The sequence below is a fragment of the Oceaniglobus trochenteri genome, from assembly GCF_020529025.1.
Taxonomy (GTDB): Bacteria; Pseudomonadota; Alphaproteobacteria; order Rhodobacterales; family Rhodobacteraceae; genus Oceaniglobus; species Oceaniglobus trochenteri.
In genome coordinates, this window is record NZ_JACNMM010000008.1 from 116,802 (window position 1) to 135,077 (window position 18,276).

General features: G+C 63.8%; 16 protein-coding genes. 2 read left to right on the top strand and 14 right to left on the bottom strand.

Translation table 11 applies throughout. From position 1 onward, the window contains the following. The first annotated feature begins 31 nt into the window (after positions 1-31). Positions 32-922, top strand: a complete 891-nt coding sequence (gene folD, locus H7828_RS14610; protein WP_226781796.1) for a bifunctional methylenetetrahydrofolate dehydrogenase/methenyltetrahydrofolate cyclohydrolase FolD — start codon at positions 32-34, stop codon at positions 920-922. 10 nt (positions 923-932) lie between these two features. On the opposite strand, the gene pdeM is transcribed toward folD, so the two are convergent. The 4 genes from pdeM to H7828_RS14630 are packed head-to-tail and all read right to left on the bottom strand — an operon-like array spanning position 933 to position 6,542. After that, on the bottom strand, positions 933-1,601 hold the full coding sequence (pdeM, locus tag H7828_RS14615; protein WP_226781797.1) for a ligase-associated DNA damage response endonuclease PdeM: 669 nt from the start codon (positions 1,599-1,601) through the stop codon (positions 933-935). Between the two features lie 40 nt (positions 1,602-1,641). Beyond that, positions 1,642-4,080, bottom strand: a complete 2,439-nt coding sequence (locus tag H7828_RS14620; RefSeq protein ID WP_226781798.1) for a ligase-associated DNA damage response DEXH box helicase — start codon at positions 4,078-4,080, stop codon at positions 1,642-1,644. Between the two features lie 25 nt (positions 4,081-4,105). Next, on the bottom strand, positions 4,106-5,203 hold the full coding sequence (locus H7828_RS14625) for a THUMP domain-containing class I SAM-dependent RNA methyltransferase (RefSeq protein ID WP_226781799.1): 1,098 nt from the start codon (positions 5,201-5,203) through the stop codon (positions 4,106-4,108). Positions 5,204-5,234: 31 nt separating this feature from the next. After that, entirely contained in the window at positions 5,235-6,542 is a 1,308-nt protein-coding gene (locus H7828_RS14630; protein WP_226781800.1) for an ATPase, read from the bottom strand. A gap of 128 nt (positions 6,543-6,670) precedes the next feature. Between H7828_RS14630 and H7828_RS14635 the strand changes: the two genes are divergently transcribed. After that, positions 6,671-8,326, top strand: coding sequence for a hypothetical protein (locus tag H7828_RS14635; RefSeq protein WP_226781801.1), 1,656 nt, complete (start codon positions 6,671-6,673; stop codon positions 8,324-8,326). On the opposite strand, the gene H7828_RS14640 is transcribed toward H7828_RS14635, so the two are convergent. From H7828_RS14640 to cpaB, 10 genes are all read right to left on the bottom strand, one after another. Further along, positions 8,302-8,793, bottom strand: a complete 492-nt coding sequence (locus H7828_RS14640; RefSeq protein WP_226781802.1) for a prepilin peptidase — start codon at positions 8,791-8,793, stop codon at positions 8,302-8,304. The genes H7828_RS14635 and H7828_RS14640 overlap by 25 nt on opposite strands. Before the next feature lie 4 nt (positions 8,794-8,797). Continuing rightward, on the bottom strand, positions 8,798-9,655 hold the full coding sequence (locus H7828_RS14645; RefSeq protein ID WP_226781803.1) for a tetratricopeptide repeat protein: 858 nt from the start codon (positions 9,653-9,655) through the stop codon (positions 8,798-8,800). Positions 9,656-9,695: 40 nt separating this feature from the next. Next, positions 9,696-10,250: a tetratricopeptide repeat protein gene (locus H7828_RS14650; RefSeq protein WP_226781804.1), complete on the bottom strand. Its 555-nt coding sequence runs from the start codon at positions 10,248-10,250 to the stop codon at positions 9,696-9,698. Positions 10,251-10,255: 5 nt separating this feature from the next. Then, the gene (locus H7828_RS14655) at positions 10,256-11,233 is read right to left on the bottom strand and encodes a type II secretion system F family protein (RefSeq protein WP_226781805.1); all 978 of its coding nucleotides are present in this window, start codon (positions 11,231-11,233) and stop codon (positions 10,256-10,258) included. Between the two features lie 12 nt (positions 11,234-11,245). Then, positions 11,246-12,214 (bottom strand): type II secretion system F family protein, encoded by a 969-nt coding sequence (locus H7828_RS14660; protein WP_226781806.1) that lies wholly within the window; start codon positions 12,212-12,214, stop codon positions 11,246-11,248. Positions 12,215-12,218: 4 nt separating this feature from the next. Next, a complete protein-coding gene (locus H7828_RS14665) occupies positions 12,219-13,679 on the bottom strand; it encodes a TadA family conjugal transfer-associated ATPase (protein ID WP_226781807.1) in 1,461 nt (486 codons plus the stop codon). A gap of 10 nt (positions 13,680-13,689) precedes the next feature. Next, a complete protein-coding gene (locus H7828_RS14670) occupies positions 13,690-14,934 on the bottom strand; it encodes a CpaE/TadZ family protein (RefSeq protein ID WP_226781808.1) in 1,245 nt (414 codons plus the stop codon). Between the two features lie 248 nt (positions 14,935-15,182). Further along, positions 15,183-15,590 (bottom strand): hypothetical protein, encoded by a 408-nt coding sequence (locus tag H7828_RS14675; protein ID WP_226781809.1) that lies wholly within the window; start codon positions 15,588-15,590, stop codon positions 15,183-15,185. A gap of 5 nt (positions 15,591-15,595) precedes the next feature. Beyond that, positions 15,596-17,026, bottom strand: a complete 1,431-nt coding sequence (locus H7828_RS14680; protein WP_226781810.1) for a type II and III secretion system protein family protein — start codon at positions 17,024-17,026, stop codon at positions 15,596-15,598. Positions 17,027-17,232: 206 nt separating this feature from the next. Next, entirely contained in the window at positions 17,233-18,084 is an 852-nt protein-coding gene (gene cpaB, locus H7828_RS14685) for a Flp pilus assembly protein CpaB (protein WP_226781811.1), read from the bottom strand. Between the last annotated feature and the right edge of the window lie 192 nt (positions 18,085-18,276).

Below are 18,276 nucleotides of genomic sequence, written 5' to 3' on the forward strand. Positions count from 1 at the left end.
AAATGTACGAACCGAGCAACCCGAGGATAACATGACCGCCCAGATCATTGATGGAAAAGCCTTCGCCGCCAGGGTGCGCGCCAAGGTGGCCAGCCACGTCAGCCGTCTGAAGGACGACCACGGCATCACCCCCGGACTGGCCGTCGTACTGGTGGGCGAAGACCCGGCCAGCCAGGTCTATGTCCGCTCGAAGGGCAAGATGACCACCGAAGTTGGCATGGAATCCTTTGAACATCGCCTTGATGCCGATACCTCGCAGGAGGAGCTTCTGGCGCTGGTCGACCGGTTGAACAACGATCCGACGGTGCATGGCATCCTGGTGCAATTGCCGCTGCCGGATCATCTGAACTCGGAACTGGTGATCAATTCGATCGATCCGGCAAAAGACGTGGATGGCTTTCACATTTCCAACGTCGGGCTGCTGGGCACCGGGCAGAAATCCATGGTGCCCTGCACGCCGCTGGGGTCGCTGATGATGCTGCGCGACCACCTCGGGTCGCTTTCGGGGCTTGAGGCGGTGGTGATCGGCCGGTCCAACATTGTGGGCAAACCCATGGCACAGCTTCTGCTGGGCGACAGTTGCACCGTCACCATCTGCCACAGCCGGACGAAAGACCTGCAAGAGGTTGTGCGCCGCGCCGATATCGTGGTGGCCGCCGTGGGACGTCCGGAAATGGTGCCGGGAAGCTGGATCAAGCCGGGCGCAACCGTGATCGACGTGGGCATCAACCGGGTGCCGAACGGTGAAAAGACCCGGCTGGTGGGCGATTGCGAATTCGACTCCTGCGCCGAAGTTGCGGGCGCCATCACGCCCGTTCCCGGCGGGGTGGGGCCGATGACCATTGCCTGCCTGCTGGCCAACACCGTGACGGCCTGTTGCCGCGCCAATGACCTGCCCGAACCCGAAGGCCTGACCGCCTGAGGCGGTCGGCTCAGCGCGCCCTGGCCCGCGCCCGCATGGGCAGGGGGTGGGTTTGCGGGCCGGTCAGGATGGCCATGGCCCCCGGACCCATCAGCGCCTGAAGAACCGGGTCACTGGCCCGAAGCCCGCCAGTATAGCTGCCGAAGGCGGGCAGGATTACCCGGGCGTCATCGGCCAGGAAACAGGGCCGTGTCACCTGCCGCCCGCCCAGCGAGATCGAGAATTTCGGGTGATAATGGCCCGAAACCTCGCCCCGTTCGGCGGTGGCGATGTGGCGAAACACCAGCGGCCCCAACCGCAGCGCCGCAAGATGCCGCCCCCCCAGGTTCAGCGGGCCGGGATCGTGGTTGCCCTCGATCCAGACCCAATCGCGCCCCGCCATCAGTCGGATCAGCCAAAGACGCTCATCCTCGGGAAGGGACAGGCCGGCCGCCAGATCGTCGAAGCTGTCGCCCAGGCACACAACCGTCCGGGGGGCCAGGGCGTTGATCTCGCGCTCCAGCCGCGCCAGGGTGTCGCGCGTGTCATAGGGCGGCAAAAGGCCACCGCCGCGCCGCGCCGTGCGTTCGGATTTGCCAAGGTGCAGATCGCTGACGCAAAGCAACCCCACCTCGGGCCAGAAGAGGGCGCCGCTGGGCCGCGCCACCAGATGGGCGCCGGAAAGCAAAAGAGGGTTCATGTTCTGTTCCATGCCGCAGGGGCGCCGCGAAATCAAGCGCTCAGAAGCCGACCCGCCAGCCGGGCACGGGTTCGACCGCGGCAAGACCCGAATCCTCCATCATCCCCGCCGCCGCTTCGGCCAGCAGACGTTCGGTGGCCGCGCCCTTGATCGGAACGCGCCCCATTTCCAGCATCAGCGGCGCCGAAAGCGGGCTGAGCGTGGGCAGGCGCAGAAGATCGATCCGCCCGGCCGTGCGCGCCAGCATCTCCTCGATCCGGCCGAAATCGACAAGGCCCTTCAGCGCCTCTTCGCGGGTGATCTGCATCAGCACATGGTCGGGGTCGTACTTCAGCAGGGTGTCATACAGGATATCCGACGAAAACGTCGCCTGCCGCCCGGATTTGCGCTGTCCCTGATAGGTGCGTTCGATGAGGCCGGAAATCACCGCACTGGCCTTGAAGGTGCGCTTCATCACCGCATTGCCCGCCAACCAGGTTTCAAACCCCTCGCGCAGGTTTTCGGCCGCGAACAGCGGTGCCGGATCGGTCAGCGGATCAAGGCCCCAGACCATCGTGGCGTAATCGGTGGCCAGAAAGCCAAGGGGGTTCAGGCCCAGGTCCTCCATCCGCTGGGTGACCAGAAGGCCCAGCGTCTGCATGGCGTTGCGCCCGGCAAACCCATAGATCACCGCATGTTCGCGCCCCTTCCAGGGAAAGGATTCGATCAGCAGCCGGTCAGGCTCGGGCAGGCGCGAGCGTTCGCGTTGCAGGTGCAGCCAGGCGCGCGTTGCCTCGGGCAGTTCCGGCCAGTCGTCCTGGGCGAACATGCGCAGGATGCGGTGGCTAAGTTGTGTTGATGTGGCGAACTTGGTGCCCATGAAGGTAGCAATTTTCGGCGGCTTGTCGGCGCGGCGCGTCACCTCGACCGTCATTTCGCGCAGGTTCTCATAGCGCACGATCTCGCCCCCGATCAGGAAGGTATCGCCGGGGGTAAGCGTGGCGGCAAAGCCCTCTTCGACCTCGCCCAGGGGCTGGCCGCCGAAGCGGTTCTTCAGCCGCACCTTCAGGGTTTCGGTGTCCTGGATCGTGCCGATGTTCATGCGGATCCGTTGGGTGGCGCGCGGATCGCGCAGGTGCCAGGCGCCGTCGATCAGCTTCAGCCGCTGCCAGCGGTCATAGGCGCGCAAGGCATAGCCGCCGGTGGCCACGAAATCGAGACAGGCGTCGAAATCGGCGCGGCTGAGCCCGGCATAGGCGCCCGCCGTCGTCACCTCGGCGAACAGGGCGTCGGCGGTGAAGGGGGCGGCGCAGGCGGCGATCAGGATATGCTGGCACAGCACGTCACGGGGGCCGGGGCCGCGCGGATCGCCATCCAGATCGCGGGCCTTCACGGCCTCGAGCGCGGCCAGGCATTCCACCACCTCGAACCGGTTGGCAGGCACCAGAAGCGCCTTGGAGGGCGCATTGTAGCGGTGATTGGCCCGACCGATCCGCTGTACCAGCCGCTTGACGTTCTTGGGCGCGCCGATCTGGATCACCAGGTCCACATCGCCCCAGTCGATCCCGAGGTCGAGCGAGCCGGTGCAGACGATGGCCCGCAGATCGCCGTTGACCATCGCCGCCTCGACGCGGGCGCGCTGCTGCTTGTCCAGGCTGCCGTGGTGGATGCCGATGGGTAGGGCATCGTCGTTGGCCAGCCAGAGGTTGTGAAAGAAGATCTCGGCCTGGGCGCGGGTGTTGTGAAAGATCAGCGTGGTTTTGTGACGGCGCACCTGTTCCAGCACGGCGGGAATGGCATAGGCGGCACCCCCGCCCGACCAGGGGGGCGGTTCGTCGATCTGCAACATGGTGATGTCGGGGTCGGGGCCGGGATCGGCGAAGAGAACCTCGCAGGGATCGGGGTGGCGCGCCAGGAACCGCGCTATGGCTTGCGGATCTTCCACCGTTGCCGACAGGCCCACCCGGCGCAGGCCCGGCACCAGCGCTTGCAGGCGCGAAAGGGCCAGCATCAACTGATCGCCGCGCTTTGATTCGGCCAAGGCGTGAATCTCGTCAACGACGACGCGTTGCAGCCCGGCAAACATGCGCGGCGCATCCGGATAGCTGAGCAGCAGGGCCAGGCTTTCAGGGGTCGTCAGCAGGATGTGGGGCGGATCGGCGCGCTGGCGCTTCTTCTGGGTTTGGGTGGTGTCGCCGGTCCGGTCCTCGACCCGGATCGGCAGGCGCATTTCGTCAATGGGCGTGCCGAGGTTGCGCTTGATGTCGGCGGCCAGGGCCTTGAGCGGGGAAATGTACAAAGTGTGCAAGCCCTGATGCGTTCCACCGGCCAATTCCGCCAACGAAGGCAGGAAACCTGCAAGTGTCTTGCCGCCGCCCGTGGGCGCGATCAGCAGCAGGGCAGGGGCATCGGCACGGTCCAGCATCGCCTGCTGGTGCGGATGAATCGACCAGCCGCGCCGCGCGAACCAGTCGTGAAAGGTGGGGGGCAGATTGGCCATGAAAGGCAGATAGGGCGCCGGCGTCCTAGCGCAACGGATCGGTGCGATAGAGCGCGATGCGCAAGCCGCCGTTCTGCACCGGGGGCAGGGGCGGCCGGAACCGCAGGCCGGTGGCCTTGGCCAGGCCCGCGTCGCTGGTGACGATGCCGACGCGCCAGCCTTTGAACCTGTCGACCAGCACCTTGCCCAGGCTGCCATAGAGCGCGAAGAGCAGCTTGCGCTGACCGATCCGCGCGCCGTAAGGCGGGTTGACCATGACAAGGCCGGGCGGCGTGTCGGGCGGCATCAGGTCGGATATCGCCGCGCGGGTGAACCGGGTGAAGCCGGACACACCGGCCCGTTCTGCATTGGCAGTGGCCGAGCGGATCGCGCCATCGTCACGGTCGCTGCCGAAAAAGCGCAGGGTGGGCTGTTCCGTCTTGCCGGATTTCAGCGCGGCCCATTGCGCGGGGTCGAAACTGCCCAAGTTTTCAAAGGCAAAGGCCCGGTCGCGCCCCGGAGCAAGACCGGCCGCGATTTCGGCCGCCTCGATCACGAAGGTGCCGCTGCCGCACATCGGATCGACCAGCGCCTCGCTGCCGTCAAAGCCGCATTGGCGCAGGAAGGCGGCGGCCAGGTTTTCGCGCAGGGGCGCCTTGCCCACCTGCAACTTGTGGCCGCGCTTGTGCAAAGGTTCGCCCGTGGTATCGAGAGAGAAGGTGCAGAGATCGTCCTCGATACGGGTCTTGAGGGTGACGGGTGCATCCTCGGCCAGGGTGAACCCCTGGGCCACCAGCGCGCCCTCGACCCGCTGTTTCGCGGCCTTGTCGTGATAAATGCGTGATTTCTGACAGCTTGCTTCGACCCTGACAGGCAGATCCTTGCGCAGAATGTCGGAAAAGGGAAACTTGCGCGCCCGCTTGTCCAGTTGGGCAATATGCATCACCCGGAACGAACCGATGCGCACAAGCACCCGCGCCGCACAGCGCAGGTGCAGGTTGCACCGCCAGACATCGGGCCAGCCACCGGTGACGGTTACGCCGCCGACACCCAACCCGGGCGCAAGGCCCAGTGCGCGCGCCTCGTCGGCCAGGGGGGCTTCCAGCCCTGGCGCGCAGACCAGAAAGATATCGAACGGTTCCATCTGCCTTGCCTAACCGCAAAGCGGGGGCTTGTCAGCGTACGATCTCTTCTTCCTTGACGAACATGTTGGCCCAGGCGCGGTCCATCAGTTCGGGCGTCATCTGATAGGGGATGCCTTCGAATTCGCAGATCGAGATCATCTGGTCGATCAGGAACACCGGCTGATAGTTGGCATAGACGTTGTCGATGGTCGGATATTTCCGTTTCAGTAGATGCACGAGTGTCTTTTCGTCCAGCGGCATCTTCTTTTTCTTGGCGACCAGCGCGAAGATCTTCAGGAAATCCGACTGCGACGGCCCGTCGATCTTGATCTTGTAGAAGATGCGGCGCAGCGCCGCCTGGTCGAAAATCTTGTTCGGGTGGAAGTTGGTCGAGAAGATCACCAGCGTGTCGAAAGGCACGGTGAACTTTTCACCCGATTGCAGGGCAAGGATGTCGCGCGATTCTTCCAGCGGCACGATCCAGCGGTTGATCAGCGCCTGGGGTGCGCTGGCCTGTCGGCCAAGGTCATCGACGATGAACACCCCGCCCGAGGATTTGAGCTGCAGCGGTGCCTGGTAGGTGCGCGAGGTGGGATTGTAGACCAGATCAAGCATTTCCAGCGTCAACTCGCCCCCCGTCACCACGGTGGGACGCTGGCAATAGACATAACGGGTGTCATAGCGGGTGATGCGGCGCAGGGCGTTGGGGTCTTGCTCTTCCTCGGCCACGCGGGTGTGGACGATGGGGTCATAGACCGTGATCACCTGCCCGGAATATTCAATGGCACGCGGCACATAGATGTTGTCGCCAATGGCATCGCGCACCCCGTTGGAAATCGAGGATTTGCCGTTGCCCGGCGGGCCGTACATCAGGATCGACCGGCCCGACCCGACAGCGGGGCCGAGATTGTCGAGAAGATCGTCAGGCAGGATCAGATGCCCCATGGCGCCGGTCAACTGCTGGCGGGTGATCTGGATGTTGCGGATCGACTGGCGCTTCATCTGTTCGGAATAGACCGACAGCGGCACCGGCATCGCGCCGTAATATTCCGACTGTGAAAGGGCATCCAGCGCCCGGGTCTTGCCGGCGTCCGACAGGGTGTATCCCATCTCCGAGCCCGACGAGGCGTGCAGCGTGCCCGTCGCCTCGACCAGTTTCTGGGTGCGGGCCAGATCAACCAGTTCCTGCGCCACGTTGACCGGCAGGCAGATCTGGGCCGCGATTTCGCTGACGTGTTCCAGGTTCATGCGGAACATCGTCTTCAACAGGATGTCGCGCATCATGACGATGGGCAACTGCATCTGGTCCAGCGTACGGGGCGGGGGCGGGGCCATGACGGCCGTGGTCTGCATGTTCATCGGGGCGCCTCAACTGCGTTTTTCCTGCCTTTTCCACCGGGGCGCCCGATTTTGGACACCATGGTTCGGCATGTCTGTGGGAAAAGAAGTGCCAGAGTATTGTGGCCAAATGATGGAATGAGGCAGAGATGAAGAGAGCGAACCCCGTCGGGCTTTTGTCGTTTGCAATCGCCACGATCGCCGTTCTGGGCGGGCTGGGCCTGTGGAAGGGCGGCCTTTACATGAACTGGTACGAGGGCGACGTTCTGCACCTGATCGAGATCGTCATGCGCATGGCCGGGGGGCAGGTGCCGCATCTTGATTTCATGACGCCGCTGGGCATCCTTTCGGCCTGGCCCATCGTGGTTTTCGTCAAGGCGGGGCTTGGCGTCGGCACGGCCTTTCATGCGGCGCAGATCGCCGTGGCGCTTGCACTGCTGGGCCCGATCCTGCGCGCCGCCTACAGCCGCTTTGCAGGGGTGACGGCATATCTTTTCGTTCTCTTGATGCTGGTTCTGCCCCTGGCGCTGGTGCACGGGGGAACGGATGTCAGCGTGTCCTTCTCGATGCATTACAACCGCTGGGCCTGGGCGTTCTCGCTGGTGGCACTGACGCTGGCCGTCCTGCCGCCGCTGGGCGCAAGGCGACAGTCGTTGGACGGCCTGTTGATCGGCGTGCTGCTGGCGGCGGTCGTGCTGATCAAGGTGACCTACCTTGTCGCCCTTACCCCTGCCGTCATCCTGGCGCTGCTGCTGCGCGGTGCGGCGCGCACGCTGGTTGTCGGGCTGCTGGCAGGGGTGGTCAGCCTTGGTATCGTGACGCTGTTCCTGGGCTTTGATTTCTGGGTCGCCTATGCACGGGATCTGCTGGTCACCGCGCAATCCGAGATACGGCCCCACCCCGACATGCCGCTGGGTGAAATGCTGACGGCGCCGCTTTTGCTGGGAGTGCATTTCCTGGCGCTGGCGGCGGTGGTTCTGCTGCGCCAGGGCAAACGGCGGAACGAGGGGCTCTTGCTGCTGGTCCTCCTGCCGGGGCTGATCTATGTCACCTTCCAGAATTTCGGGAACGATCCGCAGTGGGTTCTGTGGCTGGGTCTTGTGCTGCTGATGTGGCGCCCCGACCCCGGCGTTGCGAATGCCTGGGGGTGGGAACTGCGCCCGGCGGTGACGATGACGGCGGCGATGCTTCTGGCGCTGGGGGCGGCGTCATTCTCGAACCTTGCCTACAGCCCGCTGCGCCATGCGGCGGTTGCGACGGCAACCTATGTGCCGTTCTTTCCCCGCTCGCAAACCCACGACGATCTGTTCTACCCGCGCGAAATGGCGCTGGAGGTCCAGTTCGGCTTCAAGGCGGCCGAGCGTTCACCCCGCTTCGCGCTGGATTTCCACGAAGGCGATCCGGCGAAGCTGCCCACTGTTCTGGCGGGTGAGACCCTGGAAACCTGCCAGTTGCAATCGGGCATGCTGACCTGGTTCGATCAGACCGCGCGCGACCTTGAAAAGGCCGGCTTTGCCGATGGCAGCCGGATCATGGTGGCCGACCTTCTGTCGAACATGCCGCTGTTCAGCGACTCCATCGCGTGGGTCGAAGGCGGTGCGCCCTGGCGCTACGACGGGCTTCCGGGGATCGGGGCGGCGGATTACGTGCTGGTGCCGCTTTGCGCGGTGATCCCGCGGGTGCGCCAGTTGACGGTGGCGCAGCTGACCGAACGGGAAATTCCCCTGCGCGAGGTGTTCCGCAACGATCTGTTCATCCTGATGGAATCCGGCAACCGGGATCAGGCAATCGCCAGCAGCAGGTAGATCAGAAGCGTTCCGGCCAGGGGGAAGCCCATGGGAAACTTGCGGTTGGTCCAACTGGCCCAGTCGGGCACAAGATTGCGCAGCGGCGCAAAATGCTTGGCCCCGCGATGGGTGGCAAAGGCGGCCAAGGTGACGGCGGCGAACAGGAACAGAAGCGACGCCGCATCCTGCACCAGCACGAAAGGGGCGGCGGCGGCGGCGAATTTCGCATCCCCCGCGCCCAGGCCCCCGGCCATGTTCATCACGAAACCGACGGCCAGCACCACCACCAGGTTCAGCCATTGCCACAGCCAGAGTTCAAGCGGAAAGGCGATGGGCCCGATCACCAGGTAGACGGCGAAAAGGGCCATGACGGCCTTGTTGGGGATCTTCATGAAGGCCATGTCGTTCCAGGCCACCCAGACGCAAATCGGGGTGACGAAGGGCAGGAACCACCAGGCGGCCTTGGCGGGCAGAAGAAACTCCACGGGCCTAGTTCACCACGTTGGCGTCAAGCGCCCTGAGCGAGCGCACCGCAGCCTCGAAATGCTGGGGGTGGGTGTCGATCGCCTGTTGCAGCAGGCCCTTGCCGATCGCGACATCGCCCTGCTTGATCGCGGTCAGGGCCATGGTGTGCATCAGCTGGGCCTGTTCCACCTGCGTCATGGGAACGACGGGCAGGTCGTACTTGCGCTGGGCGCCGCGGGCCAGAACCAGGTTGTTCTTGGCGGTGAACAGATCTTCGTCATAGGTGATGGCCTGGGTGAACAGACGCTCGGCCTCGCCGTAATCGCCGCGGCTCAGCTTGGAATAGCCCCAGTTGTTCATCACGCTTGATGGCGTGGTGGTCAGCCCCACGGCGGTTTCATAGAAACTGTCGGCCTTGCTCCATTCCTTGTTGGAATCCGCGATCATCGCTTCAAGGCGGTAACGCTTGTAGGATTCATAGGTGGGCGGAACGCGGTCCAGTTCGGCCTCGGCCTTGTTCCAGTCGCCGTTGCGGATCAGGGCGTCGGCCAGGTTGACGCGGTCATCCTCGGTCGCCTCGGGGTGGGCGACGACGGTGGTCCAGGTGGTGACGGCTTCGGCGTTGCGCTTGGCGCGGATCAGCGATTGGCCCAGCCCGCGCTGAAGATCGATGCGGTCGGGGTTTTCGCCGCTGGCCCGGCGGAAGTAATTGACCGCCTCGTTCGGGTCGCCCACGGTCAGCATGATGTCGTTCAGGTTGGTTTCGTCGATCACGTTGACGTTCTTGATCGCGCGGTCGACTTCGGCCTGGTCGGACTTGCCGCAAGCCGACAGGGCAAGCGCACCGCCAAGGCAGAGCGCGAGAGTTATCGTGTGGCGCATGTGCCTGCGTCCTTTTTCCTGCTCGTCCGTGCCTTTGCTTTCAGATGCGGGACAGGATCCGGTAGTCGCCCGACCCACGCCGCACCAGCGCAAAGTTGCTTATATCCGGTGAATCATATGCGGGATTCTCGATCTTGGCGAGGGCCAGCGCGAGATTTGCCTTGATGTCGTCACTTTCGCCACTATCCAGCGCAAAGGCGGTGCGGAAGACGCGCTCGGCCTCGCCGAAATTGCGCCGTTCCATCAGCACCACGCCCAGGTTGTTCCAAGCGGGAACGAAGGTTTCATCCTTCTTCACCGCCTGGCGCAAAAGCCGTTCGGCCTGGCCCAGCCGCCCCAGCCTAAGGTTGGCCGAACCCAGCGCCGACAGGACATCGACGGTCGTGCCCTGGTTGCCCGCCGCGCGGTAATAGGCCTTGAGCGCTAGTTCGTATTCCCCCGCCTCCATCAGCCGGTGCCCGACAAGCAGGCCATCGACACTGCCATCGGCGCGCGCGACCCGTGGGGCATAGGGGCTGTCCTTGTCACGGGCAAGGCCGCCGGTGTTTCCACAGGCGGCCAGGGCGAGGATCAACAGGAACGGTATGGCGCGCATGGCCCCTACATTTTGAATTTGCCGAGCGTTTCGACGATGTTGTAGATCGACGGCCCCAGCAGGATGATCAGAAGCGGCGGCACCGTCAGCATCATTGTGGCAAGGGTCATCTTGGTGGGCAAGGTGTTTGCCTTTTCCTCGGCCCGCATCACGCGTTTGTCACGCATTTCGGCGGAAAAGACACGCAGCGCCTCGGCCACGGATGTACCGAAAGTGGCCGATTGGATCAACACCGTCACGAACGAGGCCACATCGGTGACGCCCGCCCGTTCCGACATGTCGCGCAGGACGGCCACCTTGTCCTTGCCGGCCTTGATCTCGTGGCTGACGATTTCGAACTCGTCGGCCAGGGCGGGAAAGCCGGCGCGGATTTCCTTGCTGACCCGCACGATGGACTGGTCCAGCGACTGGCCCGCCTCGACGCAGACCAGCATCATGTCCAGGCTGTCGGGAAAGCCGTTGGTGATTTCCTCCTGGCGCTGCTGCTGGCGTTTCGTGATCCAGTATTTCGGCGCCATGTATCCGACGGCCCCGGGCAGAAGAACCGACAGGATCAGGGCTTGGGTGCTGGGCTGGCCGGTGTTGCTGGTCAGGATCGCATAGAGAACGCCCACCACCAGCAGCCCGATGCCCAGGGCGAACTGCGCGAAATAGAAGGTGCGCACCGCATCCTTGCTGCGGTATCCGGCCTGCATCAGCTTCAGGCGGATGGCCGAGTATTCCTCTTCGTTCTGCGGTTCGAGGAAGTTGGAGTATTTTTCAAGCTTGTCGTTCTTGTTGCCCGAGCGCAGGGAAGGCCCCTTGCCGGCGGCCGACATCTTCGCCTCGCGCCGCAGCTTGCCCAGCTTGTCGAGAGGATCGGCCTTGCGCTTGAACAGGAAGGGCAGGGTCAGCAGCACCATCGCGACACCAAGCCCGCCGACCACGATCAGCGGGCCAAGGGGGCCAAGGTGACTGACGATCATTTCGTTCAGCATTTCCATGATGTTGGCTCCTCAGACCTTGATGTTCACAAGGGCCTTCATCACGAAGATGTTGACCACGAGGAACCCGGCGACGACCAGGCAGGCCGGGATGAAATAGGCGGTTTCCTTCACGTCGTCGTAATACTCCGGCGACAAAAGGTTGATCATCACCAGCGCGCCCAACGGGAAGACCGACAGGAACATGCCGCTCCACTTGGCCTCGGCGGTGATCGCCTTGACCCGGCGGAACAGCTTGAAGCGTGACCGGATCACGGCGGCAAGGCCGGCCAGGATTTCGGCCAGGTTGCCGCCAGATTGCTGCTGGATCGTGACCGCCACCGCGAGGAAGCGCAGATCCTGCATGTCCATCCGCTCGGCCATGCCTTTCAGCGATTCCCCCACGTTGCGCCCATAGGCCGCCTCGTCCGCGATCACGCCCATTTCGGTGCCCAGCGGATCGGGAACCTCTTTCGCCACGATGTTCAGCGCGGCGGTGAAGGGATGGCCCACACGCAGGCTGCGCACCATGAGTTCGACGGCATCGGGCAGCTGTTCTTCCATCAGGGCCAGCCGCTTTTTCGCCTTGCCGTTCACCCAGACGTAAACACCACCCACGCCCATGGCCACGGCGACGGCCACGCGGATCGGGGTGCTGGCGCTGGTCTGAAGGGTCAGGCCCACATAGGCGATCACCCCCAGAAGGCCCATGACCATCATCATCTGCACCGGGGTAAAGGCGATATTGGCCAGCTGAGCCTTCTTGGCCAGCATGGAATACAGCGGGATCTTCTGGCTTTTCATGTGCTGGCCCATCTCCTTGCGGAGCTGTTCCAGAACCTGTTCGCGGGCCTTGCCCTTTTCCAGCATGTCCAGCCGGCGGTTGACCCGGTTGTTCAGGCTGATCGACTTGCCGAAAACGGTCAGGTAGATGCCTTCGACCAGCACAAGAACGGCGACGAAGATCATCCCGTAGATAAGTGGTTCTGCGCTGATGACCATGGGGTTATCCTTTGGTGGGTTCGAAGATTTCGGCAGGCAGGTTCATCCCCCACATGCGGAACCGTTCCGAGAAGTGCGACCGCACACCGGTGGCGGTGAAATGGCCGATGATCTTGTTTTCGGGGGTCAGGCCGACGCGCTGATAGCGGAACACCTCCTGCATCGAGATCACGTCGCCCTCCATCCCGGTGATTTCGGTGATGGACGTCATGCGGCGCGAACCGTCCTGAAGGCGGGATGCCTGCACGATCAGGTTGACGGCGCTGGCGATCTGGCTGCGCACCGCCTTGATGGGCATTTCCATGCCCGCCATGGCGATCATGTTTTCCAGGCGCGATACGCCGTCTCGGGCGCTGTTGGCGTGGATCGTCGTCATCGAACCGTCGTGGCCGGTGTTCATGGCCTGAAGCATGTCGATAACCTCTTCGCCCCGGGTTTCCCCGACGATGATCCGGTCGGGGCGCATCCGCAGGGCGTTCTTGAGGCAATCGCGCTGGGATACCGCGCCCTTGCCCTCGACGTTGGCGGGGCGGCTTTCCATCCGGCCGACATGGGTTTGCTGCAGTTGAAGTTCGGCGGTGTCCTCGATGGTGAGGATGCGTTCGTCGTCGTCGATGAAGGACGACAGGGCGTTGAGCGTGGTGGTCTTGCCCGAACCCGTGCCGCCCGACACGATCACGTTCAGCCGCGTGGAAACCGCCGCTTCGAGATAAAGCGCCATTTCCGGGCTGAAGGCGCCGAAGTTCACCAGGTCCTGAATGCCCAGCTTTTCCTTCTTGAACTTGCGGATCGACACCAGCGAACCGTCCACCGCAATGGGGGGAACCATGGCGTTGAATCGCGAACCATCGGCAAGGCGGGCGTCGACATAGGGGTTGGATTCATCCACCCGCCGCCCGACCGCCGACACGATCTTGTCGATGATGCGCAGCAGGTGGCGTTCGTCCTTGAAGGTGATGTCGGTCAGCGTGAGCTTGCCGTTGCGCTCGACGAAAATCTGTTGCGGGCCGTTCACCAGGATATCGTTCACGCTGTCGTCTTTTAGCAGCGTTTCCAGCGGGCCAAGGCCCTTCACCTCGTCGTAAAGTTCCTGGTTCAGGTTCATCCGCTCGTCGCGGTTCAGAACGATGCCGATCTCGTCCAGCGCCTCGCTGGTGATCTGCATGATTTCCGACTTCAGGTCGGTTTCGCTGGCCTTGTCCAGGGCGGCAAGGTTCAGGTTGTCCAGAAGGCGGCTGTGCAGTTCGACCTTGATTTCGCCCAGGCGTTCGCGGCGCTTCTTTTCCTTGTTCTCGGGGGCGGCCTTTGCGGGCACGGCCTTGGGGACCGTGCGGGCGATCATCGGCTTGGGCGCGGCGGGGGCAGGGGCCTTGGCGGCGGCCGCGCGTGCCACTTCGGTCAGCGGCTTGGGGGCGGCGTTGCTGGCGGCCTTGGCCGGGTCCTGCTTCTTGTAGCGTGCAAACATGGTCTGGCCCTTACTTGGCTGCCGCAGCGGCGGCGCGGTTCAACTCGTGCGCCGAGGTGGCAAGTTTCTGGATTTCGCGGCGCAGGGGGTTCTTCTTGGCCACCTCGACCAGCGGCAGGCCGTGGTCGCAGGCCTGCACCACCTGGGTGCCGCCATCGGGAAGCTGCACCTCGATGGTGATGTCCAGGTTCTCGGCCAGGCGTTTGACCCGCGACTTGCCCGCGAGGTCGGTGAACTTGGGGGCGCGGTTCAGGATATAGCGCAGCCGCTCGACAGGCAGATCCTCGGCCTTGAGGGCGCGGATCAGGCGCAGGGCGTTCTGGGCGCTGCGCATGTCCATTTCCAGCAGCAGGAAATAGACGTGGGCGGCGTTCAGCACCGTTTCGGTCCATTGCACCACGGTCGAGGGCATGTCGATCACGACATAATCGAAATTGGCCCGGGCCTGTTCGATGATGCGCGCCACGTCCTCGCCGGTGATCAGGTCAAGCGGCAGCATGTCGACCGGGCTGGTCAAGACCTGAAGCTTGTCGTTGAAGGGCAGAAGGGCCTGGAGGAAGCTCTCGTTGTCCATCGTGTCGGTGTTGGTCAGCATCTCGAACACCGCCTCGCGGCGCTGCAGGTCAAGATAGGTCGACACGGCGCCGAACTGCAGGTCGAGATCGAGAAGGCAGACACGGGGCGCGTCGTCCTTGCTCAGCGTCGCTAACTCCCATGCCAGGTTCACGGCAAAGGTCGTGGCGCCCACGCCGCCCGAAAGCCCGTGCACGGGCAGGACCACTCCGTCGCGGTCGCCCTTGGGCCGGTTGCGCACCGGGGCCTCAAGCTCTTGTACCGGTTCGGGTTCGGGCGCGCGGATACGCTCGATCGCCTCGTGCAGGGCGCCTTCGGGCAGGGGGTAGGGAACAAACTCGCGCGCGCCCAGCTTGAGAAGCTGGTGCAGCACCATCGGGCTGACCTCTTCCGCGATGACGATCACCCGGATGCCACGCTCGACCGCCGTCTTGATCAGATCGGCGATGGTGTTGACGTTGGATTCGTCGTCTTCGTCGATGGCGATGGCCACGAACTCCAACGCCTCGGCCTCGGGCTGGCCCAGGAACACCGTCGCATCGGCAAAGCTGAGATCGCCCCAGCGTTCGCCAAGTGCGGCTTCCATGTCCTCGATCAGAAGGTCGAAGTTCTGCACATCCCGACAGATGGTGCAGGCCAGGATCGGTTCGGGATCTGCCTGCTGTGCCGCTGAATTCGTCATGCCTCGGTCCTTCCGTTGCCGAACCCGTCGGGGATTGGGCAACCGAAATCGGTCGCCAATACTGCCTGTCCCGGGGGGTCGTGCGCGTCGATAGAATCGCGCCGGTTCCTTGTGTCTCAGGGGATATTGGCGGGCAATATTGGCGACATTGAGGCTAGAAAATCATAATTATCCGTCAACCAGAGACATTTTCGGGGCGGTGCGCCAATGACGTACCGCCCCGGTTGTCCGGTTCATGAAGGGATCAATCAGCCGCCTGCCGACTGCGAGATTTCGGCAAGGCCGCCTTCTTCGCTGACCGGCAGTTCCGTGGCGCTTTCGACGTATTCCTCGAAGATCACCTGGGCATACTTGCCGTTCAGATCGCCCGAACAGCGGACCTGACCGCGCCGCGGCGTGGTGGTTTCCATGGCCGGGCTCTTGGGGTCGGGGTTCAGCACGACGATGTGTTCGGGCACGATGTACCCCTTGGGCTTGCCCACGCATTGGGTCATGGCGCGGGTGTTCATCATCGTGGCATTGCCGAAACCGCCTTCGTCGATGAACGATCCGGCGGGGTGGGTCGCTGCGGTCAGGAAGGTGGAATTCTCGCTGGTGCAGGCGCCCAGACCAAGGGTTATCGCGATGGCGATGAGCGGTTTGTGGGGCATTCTCATTCGTCTCACTCCATCACATAGCCGTAGGAACCGCCGAAGTCCTGCTTGGCGACTTCGCCAGCAGCGCCACGGGTGGGGCGGCGGCTGTTGGTGGTGCCGGCCGTCTTGCCGAACAGGAACAGTTCCGATTCGGTGGGCAGGGTCACGCGGTCGGTGGGCAGGGCCAGCGCTTCGCCCCGGGTGGGGGTGACAAGATGGGGGGTGACGATGATCACCAGCTCGCTCTGGCGGCGTTCGTATTCGGCGCTGCGGAACAGCGACCCGAGAACCGGGATGTCGCCCAGCCATGGCACCTGGCCCGACAGATCCTGAAAGTCGTCCTGCAGCAGCCCGGCGATGGCAAAACTCTCGCCGTCGCGCATTTCGACGACGGTGCTGGTTTCACGGCGCTTGAAGGCATTCACCGAAAACCCGTTGGCCTGGAAGGTGACGGTGTTGTCCAGCCCCGAAACCGCGGCCTTCAGTTGCAGGTTGATCAGGTCGCGGTCGACAACGCGGGGCGTGAAGGTCAGTTCGACACCGAAGGGCTTATAGTCGATGGTGACGCCGCCCTCTTGGTCGACCACCGGAACCGGGTATTCCCCACCCGCCAGGAACGACGCTTCCTGACCGGAGAGGGCGGTCAGGTTGGGTTCGGCCAGGGTGCGCACGACGCCCTTGCTTTCCAGCGCTTCCAGAAGAACCGCAAACTGCAGGCTTCCGGCGCCAAAGCCCAGCACAAGCGACCCTTCGCTTTCCTTGCTCGAGGTATAGCCCTGGCCGGTCAGGATGTTGGTGGCGTTGTTGTTCTGGCCGAGGGTGCCGGTGCCCATGGTCACGCCGGTGCCGCCACCGGTGACACCGCCCGCGGCCAGCGAGGCAGAAAGGCTCTTGCGGACAGAGCGGGCCATTTCGGCAAAGCGCACCTTCAGCATGACCTGCTGGGTGCCGCCGACGCTCATCAGGTTGCTGACCCGTTCGGGCGCATAGCGTTCGGCCAGGTCCAGCGCCCGGTCAAGCCGCGTAATGGAACTGACGACGCCCGACAGGACGATTCCGTCATTGGCTGTGCGCACCTCGATGGGTTCGCCGGGCAGGATCTGGCGCAGCCGTTCCTTGAACTCCGCGATGTCGGGGGCAACCTGCACCTCGACGTTGGTGATCAGGCGGCCCTCGGCGTTCAGCAGGGTCAGCGTGGTGCGCCCCGGAGCCTTGCCCAGCACATAGATCGTGCGGTCCGAGAGTGTGGAGATATCGGCGATCGAGGGGTTGGCGATGGAAAGTTCGGCAAAGGGAACATCGGATTCGACCACCACCGCCCGGTTCATCGGTACGTTCAGCGAACTGGACGCCGAGCCATTCATCACGCGCAACGTTTCGGCGCCTGCCGATGGGACAGTGGCCATGGCCACGGAAAAGCCCAACAGCACGGCCTTCAGAAATCTGTCAATTTGCATGTGATCCTGCCTCTCTGATCACGGATGGGATCGGGTCTTTTGCCCGAATTTCACGTCACCATGGGCGAAAACCGGTTTTTTTGCAATAATCAAGGAACTGCGGCCCGATTTTGATGTGGATAAGTCGCAACAGGCAATAGGGATAGCGCAGAGCGGCCGGCGCGGCCCCCAGATCGGGTATCCGCGCCGGCCGTTTCACTTATCGCTCAATTCGTGCAGGCGATCGGAATTTCCACCACGTCGCCGCCCTTGCGGGTGCGGATCGTGCAGACCTTCTCTTCCTCGACCTCGACGATCTTCTCGTCGATCAGGCCCAGCAGCTCGCGCTGGTCGATCTCGACATCCTCCGAGATGATGGTGTCGGCGGTGCCGACCAGGGCCAGCGACAGCCGCCCGGTCGATTGTGCCTGCGCCAGGCTTGCCACCTGGCGGCTGGTTGCCTCGACCGTGACGGTGCGCGCCACGGTGGGGCTGGAGCGGTCCTCGTCGGCCGACTGGTCGATGGCGACAAGGCGCACGCCGGTTTCGATCAGCTTCGTGACTTCCTGGCGTCCGCCGCGCGCGGCGGGCACGCTGCCGCTCCAGAAGACATCGACCCTGTCACCCGGGCGCAGGAACCCCGAAACGCCCGACGACACGTCGACGCTGATGGCAAAGGCCCGCATGCCGGGAGAGAGGCGCGACGAAACGCCGGCGTCCTCGCCCGGGTCGGTCACCTTGACGGCCAGCAGCGCCTCGTCCTTCTCCATCGTGCGCAGAATCGAGCGCGGCTTGGCGTTATCGTCGGGGAAAAGCACCGCAGCGTCGGTAAAGGCGCCCTCGGGGATGGCATCGACCGGCCATTGCACGGCGCGCACATCCTCGGTCGCCAGACGTTCGCCATAGCGGGCGGGGCGGTTCATGACGAAAACCTGCTGTGTCGGCACCGCCGTGACGCGGTTCGCGCGCTCAAGCTCGACCGCGGCCTGGTATTCCGTGATGTACCCGCGGGCCAGATAAACAGCGAAACCGGCCAGCCCAAGACCCAGTATCAGCACCATTCCGAAAACCAGACGCATCGTATGTCCTTTCCAATGTCGGCACCTGTTCCCGGATCGCGGAACGGTGCGCGGTAACTCGTGACCAGCATTGCGCAGATTTGAGGCAGAATGTTGCCGACAATGCGTAATTGTTGCGGTTGCGTGCGGAATATGACCCCGACGCACGCAAAAAGGGGCGCAGCGCGCCCCGATCGCCCCTGCGATGGCTGA